Here is an 18,287-nt window from a genome sequence, read left to right as displayed (position 1 = left end):
TGCCGCCTGTAAATTACCGGCCTCGGGGGATCGAAGGGAGCAAAAATCCAAGCACCTCGTCCAGCAAAAGCTTCGGCGCTTCTTCCGCTATGTAATGCCCCGAAGGTAACGCTTTCCCTCGCACATCGGTCGCGACTTTTTGCCATTCCTTCAGCGGATCGAAGCAACGGCCCACGACGCCGTCCGCTCCCCACAAGGCCAACAATGGCACTGAGAGTTTTCGGCCGGCTTGTCGGTCGCTCTTGTCGTGCTCCAGATCGATGCTGGCGCTTGCCCGGTAGTCTTCACAAACACCATGAGCTGCGCCGGGGAGTGACAGGCAGCGCAGGTATTCGGCCAATGCTGAATCAGTGAAAGGCGCCATGCCAGCGCTGCGAGTGCCCATGACGCTGCGCAGATAGAGCTCCGGATCGGCCTCGATGAGCGTTTCGGGAAACGGAGCCGGGCGAATCAGGAAAAACCAGTGCCAATAGGCGCGGGCAAACGCTTCGTTGGTTTGCTCGTACATCGCCAGTGTCGGAGCGATGTCCAGCGTGATCAAGCGCTTCACTGCATCCGGGTGATCCATCGCCATGCGATGGGCCACGCGTGCGCCTCGGTCATGCGCCAATACGTCAAACTTCACGAACCCCAGCGCGCGCATGAGCTCGAGCCCGTCCAGGGCCATTTGCCGCTTGGAGTAGGCGACGTGTTCTGCGTCGCCTGCCGGTTTGTCGCTGTCACCGTAGCCGCGAAGATCCGCCGCGATCACGGTGAAATGCTCCGCCAGGGGTTCGGCGACTTTGTGCCACATGACGTGGGTCTGGGGATGCCCGTGGAGCAAGAGCAGACCTTGGCCGCTCCCACCTTTGCGGTAGTTGACGGTAATGCCGTTGACTTGGCATCGGCCCGATTCAAATGAGGCGAACATCGCTTGGCTCTCCTGCTGATGGTGGCTTTTATTCTAGGCCCCTCGCGCCAAGGTGCTAAGGCACAGCGTGTGACCGCTTTCTTCACGAATCGTGTGCAACCTGGCGCACGTCTGGCACAGCTGTCACGGTGAATGCGACAACTGTCGCACGTCTTCGCAATCCGCCACACCAAGCGCAGCCCCCGTAGAACGGGGCTTGCAGAGCATTTCCCGACGGTGGCATGGGGGTTGCTCCTGCCTGAGTGCGCAGCGCAATGGCTTCGCTACTAATAAGAATCAGGAGTCCTCCCATGACACAGATTGGCCTCGCCGTGCCTACTGCTTCTCGGAACGCGCCCCTTCGCGCTCCCCTCAAGGCGCTATATGTCGTGCTGGCGCTTACCCTCAATACTGCTCCGAGCTGGGCCCAGGATATGCCGGCGAATGTCGACGGCAAGCGCATCATCGCCGCCGACCAGGAGCCCGATAACTGGATGAGCACCGGTCGCACCTACGACGAACAACGCTACAGCCCGTTGAAGAAGATCAGCGACCAGAACGTCGACCAGTTGGGGCTCGCCTGGAGCTACAAGCTGGACCTGGATCGCGGTGTCGAGGCCACGCCTATCGTGGTCGACGGCGTGATGTACACCACCGGCCCGTTCTCGGTGGTCTATGCCCTGGACGCCCGCGACGGCAGGTTGATCTGGAAGTACGACCCCAAGTCCGACCGCAACCGCGCCGGCGAGGCCTGTTGCGATGCGGTCAACCGGGGCGTCGCGGTGTGGAAGGGCAAGGTTTACGTGGGCGTGCTCGATGGTCGCCTGGAGGCCATCGACGCCAAGACCGGCCAGCGGGCGTGGTCGGTGGACACCCGTGCCGATCACTCGCGCAGCTACACCATCACCGGTGCGCCGCGCGTGGTCAACGGCAAAGTGGTGATCGGCAATGGCGGCGCCGAGTTCGGCGTACGCGGTTATGTCACCGCCTATGACGCCGAGACCGGCAAGCAGGCCTGGCGCTTCTTCACGGTGCCGGGCGACCCCAAGCTGCCGCCCGAAGACAAGGCCATGGAAATCGCCGCCAAGACCTGGCACGGCGACGCCTATGTGGCCCAAGGCGGTGGCGGCACGGCCTGGGACTCGTTTGCGTTCGACCCGGATCTGAACCTGCTGTACATCGGCGTGGGCAATGGTTCGTTGTGGGACCCGAAATGGCGGAGCCAGGCCAAGGGCGACAATCTGTTCCTGTCGTCCATCGTCGCGGTCAATGCCGATACGGGGGAATACGCCTGGCACTACCAGACCACGCCGGGTGACGCCTGGGACTACACCGCTACCCAGCACATGATCCTTGCGGAGCTGCCGATCGACGGAAAGCCGCGCAAGGTGCTGATGCAAGCGCCGAAGAACGGTTTTTTCTACGTGATCGACCGCGCCACGGGTGAGCTGCTGTCCGCCAAGGGCATCGTGCCCCAGAGCTGGACCAAGGGCATGGACATGAAGACGGGCCGGCCCATCGTCGATGACGAGAATGCCGCGTACTGGAAGGACGGCAAACGTAAACTGGTCACGCCGGCGTTCTGGGGCGCCCATGACTGGCAGCCGATGTCCTACAACCCGAACACCGGGCTTGTGTATATCCCCGCGCACATCATGTCCGCCTATTACGAGCACATCCCCGAGGCGCCGAAGCGCAACCCGTTCAAGAGTATGTACCAACTGGGCCTGCGCACCGGGATGATGCCGGAGGACGCCGATGGGCTGTTGGAAATGGCCAAGGGCTGGTCAGGCAAACTGATTGCCTGGGACCCGGTCAAGCAGCAACCGGCCTGGGAAGTGCCCTATGTGACGATCTTCAACGGCGGCACTTTGAGTACCGCCGGCAACCTGGTGTTCGAGGGCAGCGCCGACGGCCGTGTGATCGCCTACGCTGCCGACAGCGGCAAGAAACTCTGGGAGCAGCCGGCGGCCAGCGGTGTGATGGCGGCGCCGATTACCTACAGCGTGGACGGTGAACAGTACGTGACGTTCATGGCCGGTTGGGGCGGTGCCTTCTCGACATTCGCCGGAGCCTTGTCCCTACGCGCCGGGGTTCGGCCGTTCTCCCAGGTGTTGACCTATAAATTGGGCGGCACCGCGAAACTCAACGAGCCGGCGCCGCTCGCCGACGCCCCGAAACCGCCACCCCTGACCGGCGACCTGGCGGCAGTGGAGGCCGGCGGCAAGCTGTACGACGGCTACTGTTCTCAGTGCCACGGCATCCACGCGGTCAGCGGCGGTGTGCTGCCGGACCTGCGCAAGCTGACGGCGGAAAAGCACCAGATGTTCCTCGGCATTCTCTACGGCGGCCGAGTGCCGGACGGCATGCCGTCCTTTGCCGACGCCTTCACGCCGGAACAGGTGGAGCAGATCCACCAATACCTGATCAAGCGCGCCCACGACCTGCAGCAAGAAGGCGGGGTCTGGAAGACCTTCACCGCCAAATGAGCGCCCCCGCATTATTTCGACCCTGACGCGAGAGCAAGCACATGACCGAGATCACCGATTACCAGAACTTCATCGCCAACGCTTTTGTTCCCAGCGACCCAAGCATCGAAGTGCGCAACCCGGCCAACGGCCGTTTGCTCGCACGGGTCCCCGAAGCCAGTGGCGAGCAAGTCGAAGCGGCCATTGCCGCAGCGCGCAAGGCGCAAAAAAGCTGGGCAGCCCGTCCGGCCATCGAGCGCGCCGGTTACTTGCGAAAAATCGCCACGAAAGTGCGCGACAACGCCGAACGCCTCGCCCATATCATCACCGCCGAGCAGGGCAAAGTGCTGGGATTGGCGCGGGTGGAAGTCAACTTCACCGCCGATTACCTGGACTACATGGCCGAGTGGGCGCGGCGCCTTGAGGGAGAGGTGCTGACCAGCGACCGTGCCGGCGAAAGCATCTTCCTGCTGCGCAAGCCCCTGGGCGTAGTGGCCGGGATTCTGCCGTGGAATTTCCCGTTCTTCCTGATTGCTCGCAAAATGGCGCCGGCGCTGGTGACCGGCAATACCATCGTGATCAAGCCCAGCGAAGAAACCCCTATCAATTGCTTCGAGTTTGCTCGCCTGGTGGCTGAGACCGACCTGCCGGCCGGTGTGTTCAACGTTGTCAGCGGCACGGGGGCGACCGTGGGGCATGACCTGACCCGTCATGCCGGCATCGACTTGATCAGCTTCACCGGCAGCGTCGGCACCGGCTCGCGAATCATGGCGGCGGCAGCGCCAAACATCACCAAACTCAACCTGGAGCTCGGTGGCAAGGCGCCGGCTATCGTGCTGGCGGACGCCGACCTGGACCTCGCGGTCAAGGCCATCACGGCTTCGCGGGTGATCAACACAGGGCAAGTCTGCAATTGCGCCGAACGGGTGTACGTCGAGCGCAAGGTCGCCGATCGGTTCATCGAGCAGATTGCCGCCTCGATGGCCGCGACCCGCTACGGCGACCCGCTGGTCGAGGACAATCTGGACATGGGGCCGCTGATCAACCAGGCGGCCCTGGACAAGGTTGCGCGAATGGTCACGGTCGCGAAGGGAGAGGGGGCCGAAGTGGTCACGGGCGGCGCGGTGGCCGACAAGGGCCAGGGTTTTCACTATCAGCCGACGGTGCTGGCCGGGTGCGGCGGCGAGATGGCGATCATGCGCCAGGAGATCTTCGGCCCGGTACTGCCGATCCAGATTGTCGACGACCTGGACGAAGCCATTGCCCTGGCCAATGACAGCGAATACGGCCTGACTTCATCGATCTACACCCGCAGCCTGAGCGCGGCCATGCGCGCCAGCCATGAGCTCGATTTCGGTGAGACCTACATCAATCGAGAAAACTTCGAAGCGATGCAGGGCTTCCATGCGGGGGCGCGCAAGTCTGGTATTGGCGGCGCGGACGGCAAGCACGGCTTGTATGAATACACCCATACCCATGTGGTTTACATCCAGGTCTGATCGGACGACAAAAAATGCCGGCACCCGCAAGGGCGCCGGCATTTTCATGGGCGTATCAGAACTGGTCGTTGGGCGCGACGACGCCGTGCTTTTTCATCTTGCGGTACAGCGTGGAGCGAGAGATGCCCAGTTCGGTAGCGACGGCGCTGATGTTCCAACGATGCTGACGCAAGGTCGCCAGCAAGCGGCGGGCCTCTTCGTCGCCCAACTGTTCGCCCAGCTTGCCGGACAACGGTGTGGTGTTGTCGAGCAATGACAGCCGCCGTGGCGCCAGCACTTCGCTGGGCAAGCAGTCCAAGTCGATGACCCCGTCTTCGGCCAGGGCTACCGCGTAACGCAGGGCGTTGAGTAATTGGCGGATATTGCCAGGCCACTGATAGTCGAGCAGGCATTGGCGGGCGTCCGCGTTCAGCCGTAGCCCGCGAGTTTGGTCCTGAGCCGCGAGTAATTGATCGATCAGCGCGGCGCGATCACTGCGTTCGCGCAAGGCGGGCAGCGCCAGGTTCATGCCGGCGAGGCGATAGAACAGATCTTCGCGAAAGCGCTTCTCGCCGATCATCGTAGGCAGGTCCTGGTGAGTCGCCGAGATGACCTGGACGTCCAACGTCACCGGCACTTCAGCCCCCAGCGGCGCGATTTCCCGCTCCGCCAGTACCCTCAGCAAGCGGGTTTGCAAATGGGCGGGCATGTCGCCAATCTCATCGAGAAACAGCGTGCCGCCGTTCGCCAGTTCCAGCTTGCCCTTCATGCCTTTTCGGTTGGCGCCGGTAAAACTGCCGGCGCGATAGCCGAACAGCTCGCTCTCGATGAGCGTCTCTGGGATGGCCGCGCAATTGAGCGCAACGAACGGGCCTGAGCGACGACGGCTGGCCTGGTGGATGGCTCGGGCAAAGGCTTCCTTGCCGGTGCCGGTTTCGCCGGTAATCAAAATAGGGATGCCTTTGTCGATCACCTTGCGCACCCGCCGCACGCTCTGTTGCAGTTGAGGGTCGAGGCCGGCAAGTTGTTGCAGCTCCGGGTGAGCGTCAAGGGCAGGGCGGGCGATGGGGCGCGAGCGGTGTTGTTGGGATGGAATCCGCAGGCCGACCTCCAGCAGCGCTTCATCGCGAAGACCACGCAAACGCACGCCCTGGGCGCCGCCATTGGTGAGCTTCAGCAATTCGTCCATTGTGGTGGGAAGCAGGCGATCGATGGGCGTGCCCAGCAACCGCGGCCCCTGAGCCAGCTCCAGGGCGACAAATGCCGCACGGTTGGCCCCGATGACGCGGCCGTTTTCATCGAGTGCCAGCAATTGCTCGTTGGCCAGGTCGGCGATTTCATCCAGGGGCTTGAGGGACAAGGTCAAGCGGTCGCGGTAGCTCTGGCGAAAATGTGCGTTCTCGATCAGACGCGCATACATGATCACCAGTTGCAGCGTCAGGTATTGGCTCTCCCGGGGGCCTGCGCTGTTCATGCAGGTCGCATTGAGGCAACCGCGCAACAGGCCTTGGGCATCGAAAATGGGCGCCACCGAACAGCTCAGGCTGAAATTGGACGCCAGGAAATGCTCCTCCCGATGAATGATCAACGGCTGCGCGGCTGCCAGCGTGGTGCCGATGCCATTGGTCCCCACCACCGATTCCTCCCACTGCGCACCCACCACCAGCCCGGACTGCGTATAGATGTCGTGCTGGTCGGGCAGTCGGGAATCCAGGGTAATGCCGCGCTCGTCGCTCAGCAGCACGGCAAAACCGGCGGGCACCACGCGCCGGGCCAGACCGCTGACGCCTTGGCTGGCGATGGAAAGATATTGCTGGTGCTGTTCCTGATGACGCCGGATGTCCTCGGCGCTGAGGATGTTCTTGCGGCTCGCCGCGCCAGGGTCGAGCCGGTGCTCCACGACGCTGCGGTACCAGGACTGGGCGATGACGCCATCGGGCTTCAGGCCGCGTCCGGAAAAATGATCGTTGACGAAGGCTGCCAGTTCGCTCGGGATAGGCTGCGCGCTATGCAGGGTCATGAAATGCTCCATCAGGCGTGAATCCCGCGAAGGGGCTTCACGGCGATCTTGTTATTGGACGATGGCCGCCGTTGCAAGTATCTACCATAGACGCTGGCGCGTAAGTTTTCATCGTTGGGTTGAAGGTCCGGATCCGATTCACCTCATCCTCAGAAAAACGCTCAGCGCCCGGACGATGTCGCGGGACGCTTGATCCGCGATGCGCCCTGGCACCTGGTCGAACATATGGGGCGCGCCGGGATAGACATAAAGTTCGGTGGCAACGCCTGCGCGAATCAGCCTCATTGCAAAATCGACGTCCTCCTCGAGGAACAAATCTTGAGAACCGACCGAAATGAACGTCGGTGGCAGGTTACGCAGGTCTGGTTGCAGCGCCGGTGAGAACAGACCCACACGATCGTCGTCCAGGGGGGCGCCCCCGCGAAGGCACTGCCAGCAGAACTGATTGGGCTCCGGCAGCCAACTGAATGTGTCTGTGTCGCGGCTCGGGTAGGGTGATTGCGTCGAGCCTGTGCGGTGATCGAGCATGGGATAGACGAGCACCTGGCCGACGATCGGATACCGCGCTTTGTCGCGAGCCATGATGGCCAATGCGGCGGCCAGCCCGCCACCGGCGCTATGACCCATGACCGCAATGCGCCGGGGATCCAGGCCCAGGTCCTGGCTGTTTTCGAACAGCCAGGCGAGGGCGGTGTAACAGTCGTCAAGGGGCGCTGGAAAGGGATATTCGGGCGCCAGTCGATAATCCACTGCAACGATGTACGCACCTGACTCGTCGGCCAGGTCGGCCAGAAAGTCATCGGCCATTTCGGGGCTTCCGAGTACGAAGCCACCGCCATGGATAGACAGGATCGCCGGCGAGTTCGCATCAGGCTCGAGGCCTTCCGGCCGGTAGATGCACAGGCGCAGGCGTTCGTCATCGGTGCCTGGAATCCACCGCACTTCGCATCGCGCGCGGTGCTCGGGTTTGAAGGTCGAATGCACTCGGGCGCGGATGGCGGGTAGCGTGCCCACCGACCATTGTTCCGCACCCGAGGCCACAAGACCGCGGAATATGGGATCGAGCCATTCATCAGACATCAGGTTTCGCTCCCCTTTGCTTGGAGCCGCCGGGTACCCGTCGCCGATACCCGGCGTTTTGCTGTTAAAGCCAGGCTTTGATTTGCGCGCAAACGGCCTGGGTGGAAATGCCGTAGCGATCATGCAGTGTCGGCAGCGCGCCTGCGTCGAGGAAGGCGTCTGGCAATGCAATTTGTCTGAACGTCGGCGTCACCCCGTTGCGCAGCAGGACCCCGGCAACCGCTTCGCCCAGCCCGCCGATGATGGAGCTGTTTTCTGCGGTCACCACCAATCGTCCCGGCTTTCTGGCCTCGGCAAGCAGGGTATGTTCATCCAGCGGCTTGATGGTCGGCATGTGCAATACCGCGACATCGACGCCGTCTGCCTGCAGTTGCTTGGCTGCTTCCAACGCACGCATTGTCATCAACCCAGTGGAAATGATCAGCACGTCGTTGCCGGTACGCAGAGTCTTGGCCTTGCCGATCTCGAACGTGTAGCCGTATTCGTCCAGCACCAAGGGTACGTTACCGCGCAACAAACGCATGTAGACCGGGCCTTGGTGGGCGGCGATGGCGGGCACGGCCTGTTCGATTTCCAGCGCGTCACAGGGATCGACAATCATCAGGTTGGGCATGGCGCGAAATATCGCCAGGTCGTCGGTGGCCTGGTGGCTCGGACCATAACCGGTGGTAAGACCCGGCAAGCCACAGACGATCTTGACGTTGAGGTTTTCCTCGGCAATTGCCATGCAGATGAAATCGTAGGCCCGACGGGAAGCGAACACCGCATAGGTCGTGGCAAACGGCACGAAACCTTCCCGGGCCATACCCGCCGCAGCGCTCATCAGCAATTGCTCAGCCATGCCCATCTGGTAGAAACGGTCCGGATGGGCCTTGGCGAAGATGTGCAGGTCGGTGTATTTGGACAGGTCGGCGGACAGCCCGACGATGTCCTGGCGCTGGTCCGCCAATGCGGCCAGTGCATGGCCGAATGGCGCAGGTTTCGTCGCTTGGCCCTCGGCCGCGATCGAGGCAATCATCGCCGAAGTGGTCAGGCGTTTTTTGCCCGGCTCGATTTTCGCGTTCGATGTATTGGCGGCGTTGCTCATGAGTGTCTTCCTTCTTCGAGGTTGTTCAGCGCCAGGTCCCACTCGTGTTCTTCGACGCGGATGAAATGGGTCTTTTCGCGGTTCTCCAGGAACGGCACACCCTTGCCCATGCGTGTATCGCAGATGATCACCCGAGGCACGCTGGAGGAGTGGTTGCGCGCGGCATCGAAGGCCGTCACCAAGGCGTCCAGGTCGTTGCCGTCGACGCGCTGGGTGAACCAGCCAAACGCTTGCCAGCGGTCAACGATCGGCTCGAACGAGAGGATCTCGCTGGAGTATCCATCGGCCTGCTGGTTGTTGACGTCGACGATTGCGATCAGGTTGTCGAGCTTCCAGTGCGAAGCGGACATAACCGCTTCCCAGGTTGAACCTTCGTTCAATTCACCGTCCGATAGCAGGTTGTAGACGAAAGCCGACGAGCCTTTGCGCTTGAGGCCCAGGCAGGCGCCTACCGCGATGCCCAGCCCTTGGCCGAGGGAGCCTCCGGTTATTTCCATGCCCGGCGTGTACGCCGCCATGCCCGACATGGGCAGCCGGCTGTCGTCCGCGCCGTAGGTTTCCAACTCATCGAGCGGAACGATCTGGGCCTCGATCAATGCCGCGTACAACGCAATCGCGTAGTGGCCGATGGAGAGATAGAAGCGGTCACGTTGCTCCCATTCAGGGTCATGGGGTCGAAAGCTCATGGCGTGGAAGTACGCGACCGCCAGCAGGTCGGCGGCGCCCAGGGCCTGGCCGACATAGCCTTGGCCTTGCACCTGCCCCATTCGCAGCGCGTGATGACGGATGTTGTGGGCGCGGTCGGCCAGGGACAGGGGTGAAGCAGGTGAAAGCGAGCGAGTCATGGTGGAACTCCGGTGACTTAACGATTGACCAGGGCGGCAGGAATGCGCAGCACCAACGAGGCGCCGCCCAGCAGTACGCCGGTGATCAGGTACATGCCGATGGCGCTGGAGCCGGTTTGCGTGGTGATCCAGCCAATCAGGTAGGGCGAGCAGAAGCCGGCGAGGTTGGCGAAGCTGTTGACCGCCGCGATGCCTGCGGCGGCGGACACCCCGCCGAGCAGGGTCGTGGGCAGCATCCAGAACATCGAGGAGGCGGACAGGATGCCGGACGCCGCCAGGCACAGGCTCAGGATGGACAATAAGATGTTGCCTCCCAGCAGCGCGGCGAGCGTCAGGCCGATGGCACCGGCAATCATTGGCGCAATCAGGTGCCAGCGCCGCTCGCGGTGTTTGTCGCCGCTGCGGCCGATCAACAACATGGCCGCAATCGCGCAAAGGTAGGGCAGGCTGGTCAGGAAACCAATGTGCAGCGGATTGGAAACCCCGGCGTTGCGCACCAGCGTCGGCAGCCAGAAAGTAATGGCGTATTGGCCCATGACCACGCAGAAGTAAATACCGGCCAACAGCCACAGGCGGCGGTCCCGGACGAACTCGCCCACCGAGGCATGGGTGACCTTCTGCTGGTTGTCCTCGGCCAGCTCACGGCTGACCAGCGCTTTCTCTTCGTCGTCCAGCCAATGGGCCTGATGCACGCCATCCTTGAGGTAACTCAGCACCAGCAACCCGACAACGACGGTGGGAATGGCCTCGAGCACGAACATCCACTGCCAACCGGCCCAGCCGTGCACGCCGGCGAAATGGTTCATGATCCAGCCCGACAGCGGGCCGCCCACCATGCCCGACAACGGGATGGCGATAAACCAGAGCACGGTCATGCGCGCACGCCGGTAGGACGGGAACCAGTAGGTGAGGTACAGCAGCAAACCCGGTGCCAGCCCTGCTTCGGCGACCCCGAGCAGAAAGCGCAAGGCATAGAACTGCCAAGCGGTCTCAACGAAGGCGAACAGCGCGGAAATGATGCCCCAGGTGATCATGATTCGCGCGATCCAGACGCGAGCGCCGACCTTGTGCAGGATGACGTTGCTGGGTACTTCGCAGAGGAAGTAGCCGATGAAAAACATCCCCGCGCCCAGTCCGTAGACGGTTTCGCTGAGCGCCAGGTCGTTCATCATCTGCAGCTTGGCAAAGCCGACGTTGACCCGATCCAGATAGGCGCACAAATAGCACAGCATCAGGAAGGGCATCAGCCGCCAGGCCGTTTTCCGGTAGGCATTGGAGCGCACGGTCGAAACCGCTTCGAGCGACAAAGTAGTCATGATGGCCTGATCTCTTGTTTTTATTGACCGCCAGGCAAACAGCCCGGCAGGGGTCTTCGATCCAGAACCGCACGGGCCGCACTGGCCCGCCCAGATACATCAGTGAATCAGCATTCCGCCGTTCACATCCAACGTGATGCCAGTCAGGTACGAGGATAAATCGCTGGCCAGGAACAGGGCCGCGTTCGCGACGTCCTGGGCCTCGCCCAGGCGACCCAACGGAATGCCGTCGATGATGGCGTGGCGACGCTCATCCTGCATGAGGCCGCCGGTGATGTCGGTGTGGATCAGGCCCGGGGCGATGGAATTGACCCGCACCTTGTCCGGACCCAATTCCCGGGCCATTGCCTTGGCCAGGCCCAGCACACCGGCCTTGGCGGCGCTGTAGTGCGGCCCACCAAAGATGCCGCCACCACGTTGGGCAGACACCGAAGACATGCAGACGATGCTGCCGCCTTGCTGCTCGCGCATCAGCGGGATCACCGCCTGCGACATGAGCAGGGTGCCGCGCAGGCTGACGTCCAATACCTTGTCGTAGTCCGACCCGCGAATGTCGAGGGTTTTGAGGGGTTGGGTGATGCCAGCGTTGTTGACGAGAATGTCGATGCGGCCGAAATGTTCGATGGCCCGTGAGACGGCCCGTTGGACCTGCGCTTCATCGGCGACGTTGGCCGCAAGGCCGAGATGGCCTTCGCCCAGGGCATTGGCGGCATCGCGTGCGGCGGATTCGTCCAGGTCCAGAATCACGACGCGGGCGCCGTGCTGCGCGAACGTCGTAGCGGTGGCGCGGCCAATGCCACGGGCGGATGCGGCGCCAGTAATGATCGCGACTTTGCCTTGGAGAAGCATGGGGAGATACCTCGTATTTGTTTTTATTGGGTCGATTCGGAAAAACCGATGACTTAGCTTCGTCTTGGTCCCCTGGCTGAGCAATGGCCTAAAAGTCATTCAGTGCTGAAAAAAATTCAGCGCTCGTTTGCTTGCGGTTGGAAGGTTTCACGGCGAAGCTCAACAATCATTAGAGCTATTGTCGAGTGATCTGCCATGCGTACCGACGCCGATGCACCCTTGATTCTCCCACCGCTGAAAGCCATTCAGGCTTTTGAGCAGGCGGCCCGGTTCAGCAACGTCGCCAGGGCCGCGGAAGTGCTGGACCTGACGCCCTCCGCGGTCAGCCATCAATTGGCGAAACTTGAAGCGATGATTGGCCGGCAGTTGTTTGTGCGTGCCGCGCGAGGCGTAACGCTCACGCCCGTGGGAGAGCAATACCTGAAAGAGGTTTCAGGGATCCTCCACAGCCTGGCCGTCGCCACCGAGCGCGCGGCCAGCGACGTGAGCCTGGACTGTTTGCGTCTGCACTCGGCGCCCAGCTTCGGGTTGTTGTGGTTGATGCCGAGGCTGGAAGCGTTCCGCGCCTGCAACCCTGACATCCAAATCAACCTTTCGTGCTCCTACGAATCGCTGCATTTCAGTCGGGACAAGATTGACGTGGACATCCGCCACGGCACTGCAAACTGGCCCAGTTATGAAGTGCGCACCGTCCAGAACGAAACCTTCGCGGTATTGGCTTCGCCGAAACTGCTCGCACAATGTCCGATCCGCAGCGCGTCCGATTTATTGAATTGCGACCTGGTGCTGTCCGAAGCCACTTTGCTCAAATGGCCGCAATGGTTTGCGCAACATGGCCTGGCGCGCCCGGAGAAGCCTTACGCCTTGAGTTTCGATCGGTCGTACATGTCGCTGGAGGCCGCCAGTCATGGATTGGGGTTCGCCTTGGAAAGCACATTGCTGGCGCAAAAATATCTGGCGACCGGCAGCCTGGTCGAGGTGGCGCCCGAGGCGCTCAGCGCGCCTGTGGCTGCCCACCACCTGGTATTCCCGAAAGCCCATTCGAGCTTCCCCCGCGTCCGGCGTTTCCTGGAGTGGATGGAAAGTGAGCTGGGGCAGGGCTTCGCGTATTAACGGGTCAGGGAGACTGCCCCTGGGCGGTGGCGGTCGACGGCTTTAGGGCAGTAACAGTCGGATCATTTAGGGTGCTTGCGGCGTTTCCAATGCGCAACCGGTGAGGTTTATCGAAGAAAAACGAACCGCCCAACGATGCGCCTCACGAAACTGTTGAATGGCTGATCGGTCGCTTCGACTGGCAAGCGCTTCAGTGGCGGCTTTTTGCAGGTCCGTGTCTTCATCCAAGATCCAGACCCCCGGTTCCTTGTCTCGCAAGGCCATTTCACCGAAGCGGGTGGTGAGGACGGGCAGGCCGAGGGCGCGGTACTCGTAGTATTTGATCGGGTCGACCGAAGCGGTCAGGCGGTTGAGCTTGAACGGGATCAAACCCACCGAAAACGTGGCCATGGCGGCGATCGCACCGGCATGGGAACACTCGGGGAGTAGTTCGATGTTGGCGGGCAAGACGCGACGCGGTGGAGTGAACAGGGGGCCGATCAGTTTGATCCGGTTTCCAGGGTTGGCCTGGGCCAGCGCGATCACCAGATCCCAATCGAACCAACGACCCAGCGTGCCGACGTAGCCGATCACTTGTTGTTTGGGGCCCAGGTCGAGGCTTTCGACCGGTGCCAGGCGCTGCATATCGCAGGCGTTGAGGGCCAGTTCTATCTGGTCGGTCATGCCCAGGAGCTTGTCGCGAAGGGGGCTGGACGATGCCAGCACTTTATCCACCCGTTGGATGAGCTGCGTCTGGCGACGTGCCATCGACCTGCGTGACAGGCCCTGGTAGAAGGCCGGAAAATCGTCCATGGCATCGTAGACGGCACGGCTTGCGGGGATGAGCGCCAACAGTTGCAAGGCCAGTTCCGAAGGCTTTGCAATACACACCACGCAGGGCTTTTCTGCGGAAAATGCCATGACCTCCCTGAACAGGTTGCGCCACAGCCGCTTGAGCACCAGCGCCGAGCCGGGAAGGGGTTCGATGGGAAGACTGTGGGGTTTGCAGACCCGCAACCAGGCAGGGGCGTTGGTGTTTTGCGGGTTGGCAACAGGTGGCTTGCGCCTGAAATCATCGAGTGTTGGCAAGCGCGTCGGATAGGGATCGATCCAAAGCACCGTTGCCCCGGTCCGGTGGTGATACCAGTCGACGAAGTGATGGGGGCGCTGGCTGAAGCTGGCCCATGGCACCGGCGACAGGTAGATCATCCGCATGACTGCAAGTGCTGCCTCAAGACTTCGACGATGCGGGCTGCGGCCTTGCCGTCGCCATAGGGAGAAACCCCGCGTGCCATGCTCTGATAGGCCTGGGGATCATCGAGCAGGCGCTGTGCCTGTTCGACGATGGTGGTCCGGTTGGCGCCCACCAGCTTGACCACGCCGAGGTCGACCGCCTCCGGCCGCTCGGTTTCCTCTCGCAGCACCAGCACCGGTTTGCCCAGGGCCGGGGCTTCTTCCTGCACGCCCCCCGAATCACTGATGATCAAGTACGAGCGCTTCATGGCCGCGATGAACGGCGCGTAGTCCAAAGGTGCGCAGAGGAGGATGTTCGGGGTCTGGCCGAGCAGGCGGTGCGCGACATCCTTGACGTTTGGATTGGGGTGGACGGGATAGAGTATTTGAATGCCTGGATTGCGTTCGGCCAGGCGCTTGAGGGCCTGGCAGATATCCTGGAACGGCTCGCCGAAGTTCTCCCGGCGATGGGAGGTGACCAGTACCAGGCGTTTGCCGGGGTCCACTGGGACGTCCAAGTCGCAGTCCTGTGCCGCGGTCATCAGCAAGGCATCGATCACGGTGTTGCCCGTCAGGGTGACGGCGCTGGCGTCGACGCCTTCGCATAGCAGGTTGTCGACGGCGCGCTGGGTTGGCGCGAAATGCCAGCGGGTAAGTTTGCCGGCGATCACCCGGTTGGCTTCTTCGGGGAACGGATTGAAGATGTCCCCGGTCCGCAGGCCCGCTTCGACATGGCCAAAGGGAATGCGCAAGTAGAAACACGCCAGTGCGGCGGACATGACCGTGGTCGTATCACCTTGCGCCAACACGACATCCGGCTTTTCCGATTGCAGCACGCCGTCGAGTTCAAGCAGCAAGCGTGAGGTCAATGTTGCCAATGACTGATCGGGCCGCATGATGTCCAGGTCCAGGTCGGCTGTGATTGCGAAGCCCTCCAGTACCTGGTCCAACAGGGCTCGGTGCTGGGCGGTGGCGAGCACCCGGCAAACGATATTCCTTTCGGCTTGCAGCGCCTTGATCACGGGAGCCATCTTGATCGCTTCCGGGCGCGTACCGACGATGCAAAGTACCTTACGAGTCATGCCTTCTGATTTCCTATCGTTGTGGCAAGTGAGCGGGCTATCCGGTCCGCGTTGGCCATGAGCGTCAGCGTGTGGGATTTTTCCGTCAGGCTGGGCAGGCAGGCCCCGTCGACAATATGCACGCCGCCAAGGCCCGCGACTTCGCCCAGGTTATCGGTCTGTCCGATCTTGGGCACCGAGTGCATGGGCAGGGTTCCCGCGTAATGAATATCGGCCCCGGGCCCGCCGGGGGTGAAGCTCATGGGCATCATCAGCGCGCCCATTTTCCAGTAGATCCGCCGCAGCTTTGCTTCGGCAGCCTTCATGAGCCGGGGCAGCTCAGGGTGGATTTGGCCGGTGACGCTCAACGAACCATCGGGGCGCAAGCGCGCTGTGTTGTGGGACAAGTGCCCCGGCAGGAAAAGGTTCCCCACCAGGCAGGCGCTGAGCAGGTTCTTCAGCAGTTCGATGCTGTGGCGTTTGTCCAGGGGTATCCGGCTGACGAACTCGCTCATCGGCAAGCCTGTGGTGCTGAACGTCGAGCCAAAGGCCGTGGCATTGGCCGATAGCTCAAGGGCGAACGAAAGCTGCCCCAGGCCAAAGGTCGGCCCCCTTGGAGTGCCGAGCATTCTGGGCAGCCATAGCACAAAGGCCGCCGTTGGCGATGAGAGCAATGGTATCGGGGCCAAATGGTTCAGGCGCTTGAGGGCGAGCCGGGTCGAGGCCAGGGTGCCGGCCGCCAGCAGCAGGCGTGTTGCGCAGAAACGCCGGGCGGAACGACGATCACTGATCACCCATGAACCGTCCTGCCCCAGCAGGTCGTCCACCAGAAAGCCCTGGACATGCTGGAAGCCGGGGTACTGCTTGAGCTTTCCCAACTCTTGCGAGGCGCTGTACAGGGCCTGGTTGTGACAGCCCCACAAACAGTTTCCAGACAAGTCGCAGGCCCTGCGCTCGTCCAGGGGCTGGCTCAGCACGGCGACCCTGGAGCGGCCAAGGCGAAACCCCAGTTCAGGAAACGCCGGTCGGCGCCGCGCGTATCGATCGAGCAGGCGTTGGTGCAAAGCGTCCAGCGGCAGGGGCGGTTGCGACCACTCATCGAGGCCGAAGTAGCTCGACAGGTCATCGTCGATTCGGCCACTGATACCGATCCGGCGCGCGACCGTTTCGTAGGACGCCTGCATCTCGGAATAATCGATGGGCAGCCCGGCAAAGTCGCTGGCGCCAAGCGTCGCCACGCCGCAGCCCCAGGCATTGGACAGGCCACCCGTTGCCAGTGAGCCGACGCCGTTGAAGTGGTCGGTCTCGATGCGGTTGCCGGCGCTGAATCCATCGAAGACATGGGCGTGGGTCGGTGTCTTCAGCTTGGGCGACACAGCCTCCTGTTGGTTCAGGGCGTGGAAGTTTTCGCCGATCATCCATTTCCATTGATGCTCGTCGTTTTCCCGTGCGTCGAGGAATGGGCGACTCGGTAGTACCGGTGAGCCGATGTCGGCCTGGGCATCGACCATGAGGACCTTCAGGCCCGCCTTGACCAACGGGTAGGCAGCCGAAGTCCCGGCCGGGCCACTGCCGACGATGATCACATCGAATTCAGGCGTCACGGTGGGCTTCACTTTCACGCAGCAGTTGGCGGGCAAGGGGACGGCACGCCAGCGCCGCCAGTTTCCACGCCAGGGCCTTGAGCACGGCCACGCCCAGCGCAACCAGCGTCCCGACCAGTCGGCCCGGTGGCTGGGCGCCGAGAAACACCTGCGCGCCCCGGGGGCTGGCTTCGGCGATACCCAGTGCCACCTGCAGGCGCCAGGCCAGCTCCTGGCCATCGGATGACTGCTGGGGGCCATGGTCGTCCAGCAGGGCCAGTAGAATCGGCCAGCGCATCAACAAGCAGGAGTGGACGACGGGTCGGGTTTTGGCAGCGTGCTCCAGTGCCCTGGCGTAGCGAATGACCAAGCTTGTTGGCGGGGGCCGTTTGAGCAGATAACTCAAGAGCACCCCGGCTTCCCGGAGAAGGCCCCGACGTTGTCCATGGCCGGAGCGGTGCATGCCATGGGCAAGGGGACGCAACCGGATGCCTATTTCTTGCAGGGAGCGCTCGCTGTCCATGGGTGGCAGTTGGACCAGGGAGAAAATTCGCGTCAGGCCCAGTTTCGTACTCAAGGATTGCCCCAGTGACCGGCGCAACAGCCTGAGCAATGCCACCGGTACGGGGATGGGCAGGCGCGGGGCGCGGACCCGGTGCGTCGCGATCGACATCAGGAAGTGGCCAAAGGTAATCGGTCGCGCGGCGCCCAGGTTAAGGATTTCGGCACGAATGTCGTCCCGCTCGACAACGGCCAGAATGGAGGCCGCGAGGTCGTCGACATGAATGGGTTGCACCCGAGGCGCCGGCAGGAGGACCGGTATGAACGGGCTTCGGCGAACCAGCCCGCACAACAGGCCGAAGAGCCCACGTTCGGGCCCGCCATAGACTTGGCCGGGGCGGACCACGGTGCCGCCGGCGGCGAGCACGTCTCGTTCAATGCGCCATTTCGTCCGGCCATAAACGCTGGGAGCCGCGGCCTCGGCGGTTTGACTGGAAATGAAAACAAACTTGGCCGAGCCTTTTCGGGCACAACGAATCAGCGCCTGGGCCGCTCTGAGTTCTTCGTCCGGGTCGGTGTGGGCAGTGTCCGCAGCCAGGTGGATCAGCGCCTGGGTGCCGGCGGGGCATTCGGGGGCTGGGCCCCGCAGGTCATAGGGAAGCCAGGCATGAGCGGCGGCGCACGGCCGGCGGGTGGCGCAAATGACCTCGTGCCCGCTTGCCGCCGCAAGGGCTGACAAACGTTGTCCGATGTAGCCGGTCGCGCCGGTGATCACCAGTTTCATG

14 protein-coding genes are annotated in these 18,287 nt (G+C 62.5%); 3 read left to right on the top strand and 11 right to left on the bottom strand.

What is annotated here, in order from left to right:
* Positions 1 to 13 precede the first annotated feature (13 nt).
* On the bottom strand, positions 14 to 910 hold the full coding sequence (locus tag J3P92_RS14670; RefSeq protein ID WP_420763646.1) for an alpha/beta fold hydrolase: 897 nt from the start codon (positions 908 to 910) through the stop codon (positions 14 to 16).
* A gap of 290 nt (positions 911 to 1,200) precedes the next feature.
* On the opposite strand from J3P92_RS14670, the gene J3P92_RS14665 reads away from it, so the two are divergent.
* Both J3P92_RS14665 and aldA read left to right on the top strand, forming a co-directional pair.
* The gene (locus J3P92_RS14665) at positions 1,201 to 3,378 is read left to right on the top strand and encodes a PQQ-dependent dehydrogenase, methanol/ethanol family (RefSeq protein WP_434647877.1); all 2,178 of its coding nucleotides are present in this window, start codon (positions 1,201 to 1,203) and stop codon (positions 3,376 to 3,378) included.
* A 41-nt stretch (positions 3,379 to 3,419) separates the two neighbouring features.
* Positions 3,420 to 4,856: an aldehyde dehydrogenase gene (gene aldA, locus J3P92_RS14660; RefSeq protein WP_434647874.1), complete on the top strand. Its 1,437-nt coding sequence runs from the start codon at positions 3,420 to 3,422 to the stop codon at positions 4,854 to 4,856.
* 55 nt (positions 4,857 to 4,911) lie between these two features.
* Here the strand turns inward: aldA and J3P92_RS14655 are convergent, their stop codons facing one another.
* From J3P92_RS14655 to J3P92_RS14630, 6 genes are all read right to left on the bottom strand, one after another.
* Entirely contained in the window at positions 4,912 to 6,855 is a 1,944-nt protein-coding gene (locus J3P92_RS14655; protein WP_434647870.1) for a sigma-54-dependent Fis family transcriptional regulator, read from the bottom strand.
* 138 nt (positions 6,856 to 6,993) lie between these two features.
* Positions 6,994 to 7,935 carry an alpha/beta hydrolase gene (locus J3P92_RS14650; protein WP_434647867.1) on the bottom strand — a complete coding sequence of 314 codons (942 nt, stop codon included), beginning with the start codon at positions 7,933 to 7,935 and terminating at the stop codon, positions 6,994 to 6,996.
* A gap of 64 nt (positions 7,936 to 7,999) precedes the next feature.
* Positions 8,000 to 9,022, bottom strand: a complete 1,023-nt coding sequence (locus J3P92_RS14645; protein ID WP_434647864.1) for a transketolase family protein — start codon at positions 9,020 to 9,022, stop codon at positions 8,000 to 8,002.
* Positions 9,019 to 9,867 (bottom strand): transketolase, encoded by an 849-nt coding sequence (locus tag J3P92_RS14640; protein ID WP_434647861.1) that lies wholly within the window; start codon positions 9,865 to 9,867, stop codon positions 9,019 to 9,021. Before J3P92_RS14640 ends, J3P92_RS14645 begins: the two co-directional genes overlap by 4 nt.
* 17 nt (positions 9,868 to 9,884) lie before the next feature.
* The gene (locus J3P92_RS14635) at positions 9,885 to 11,183 is read right to left on the bottom strand and encodes an MFS transporter (protein ID WP_420763653.1); all 1,299 of its coding nucleotides are present in this window, start codon (positions 11,181 to 11,183) and stop codon (positions 9,885 to 9,887) included.
* Positions 11,184 to 11,282: 99 nt separating this feature from the next.
* On the bottom strand, positions 11,283 to 12,032 hold the full coding sequence (locus J3P92_RS14630) for an SDR family NAD(P)-dependent oxidoreductase (protein ID WP_420763654.1): 750 nt from the start codon (positions 12,030 to 12,032) through the stop codon (positions 11,283 to 11,285).
* Positions 12,033 to 12,227: 195 nt separating this feature from the next.
* Here J3P92_RS14630 and J3P92_RS14625 point away from each other — a divergent pair, with 195 nt between their 5' ends.
* On the top strand, positions 12,228 to 13,145 hold the full coding sequence (locus tag J3P92_RS14625) for a LysR substrate-binding domain-containing protein (RefSeq protein ID WP_420763655.1): 918 nt from the start codon (positions 12,228 to 12,230) through the stop codon (positions 13,143 to 13,145).
* Positions 13,146 to 13,211: 66 nt separating this feature from the next.
* On the opposite strand, the gene J3P92_RS14620 is transcribed toward J3P92_RS14625, so the two are convergent.
* Genes J3P92_RS14620 through J3P92_RS14605 form a run of 4 tightly spaced genes read right to left on the bottom strand, consistent with a single transcriptional unit; the run spans position 13,212 to position 18,286 of the window.
* Positions 13,212 to 14,339 carry a glycosyl transferase gene (locus J3P92_RS14620; protein ID WP_434647857.1) on the bottom strand — a complete coding sequence of 376 codons (1,128 nt, stop codon included), beginning with the start codon at positions 14,337 to 14,339 and terminating at the stop codon, positions 13,212 to 13,214.
* Positions 14,330 to 15,439 carry a non-hydrolyzing UDP-N-acetylglucosamine 2-epimerase gene (gene wecB, locus J3P92_RS14615; RefSeq protein ID WP_434647854.1) on the bottom strand — a complete coding sequence of 370 codons (1,110 nt, stop codon included), beginning with the start codon at positions 15,437 to 15,439 and terminating at the stop codon, positions 14,330 to 14,332. Before wecB ends, J3P92_RS14620 begins: the two co-directional genes overlap by 10 nt.
* Positions 15,436 to 17,022, bottom strand: a complete 1,587-nt coding sequence (locus J3P92_RS14610; protein WP_434647851.1) for an FAD-dependent oxidoreductase — start codon at positions 17,020 to 17,022, stop codon at positions 15,436 to 15,438. The genes wecB and J3P92_RS14610 overlap by 4 nt, the downstream gene beginning before the upstream one ends.
* Positions 17,012 to 18,286, bottom strand: coding sequence for an NAD-dependent epimerase/dehydratase family protein (locus J3P92_RS14605; RefSeq protein ID WP_434647849.1), 1,275 nt, complete (start codon positions 18,284 to 18,286; stop codon positions 17,012 to 17,014). The genes J3P92_RS14610 and J3P92_RS14605 overlap by 11 nt, the downstream gene beginning before the upstream one ends.
* Position 18,287: the final 1 nt, after the last annotated feature.

It is taken from the genome of Pseudomonas sp. D3-27 (assembly GCF_051132165.1).
Classification (GTDB): Bacteria; Pseudomonadota; Gammaproteobacteria; order Pseudomonadales; family Pseudomonadaceae; genus Aquipseudomonas.
Note: the sequence above shows the minus strand (reverse complement) of the source record. Positions and strands in the feature narration are given on the sequence as shown.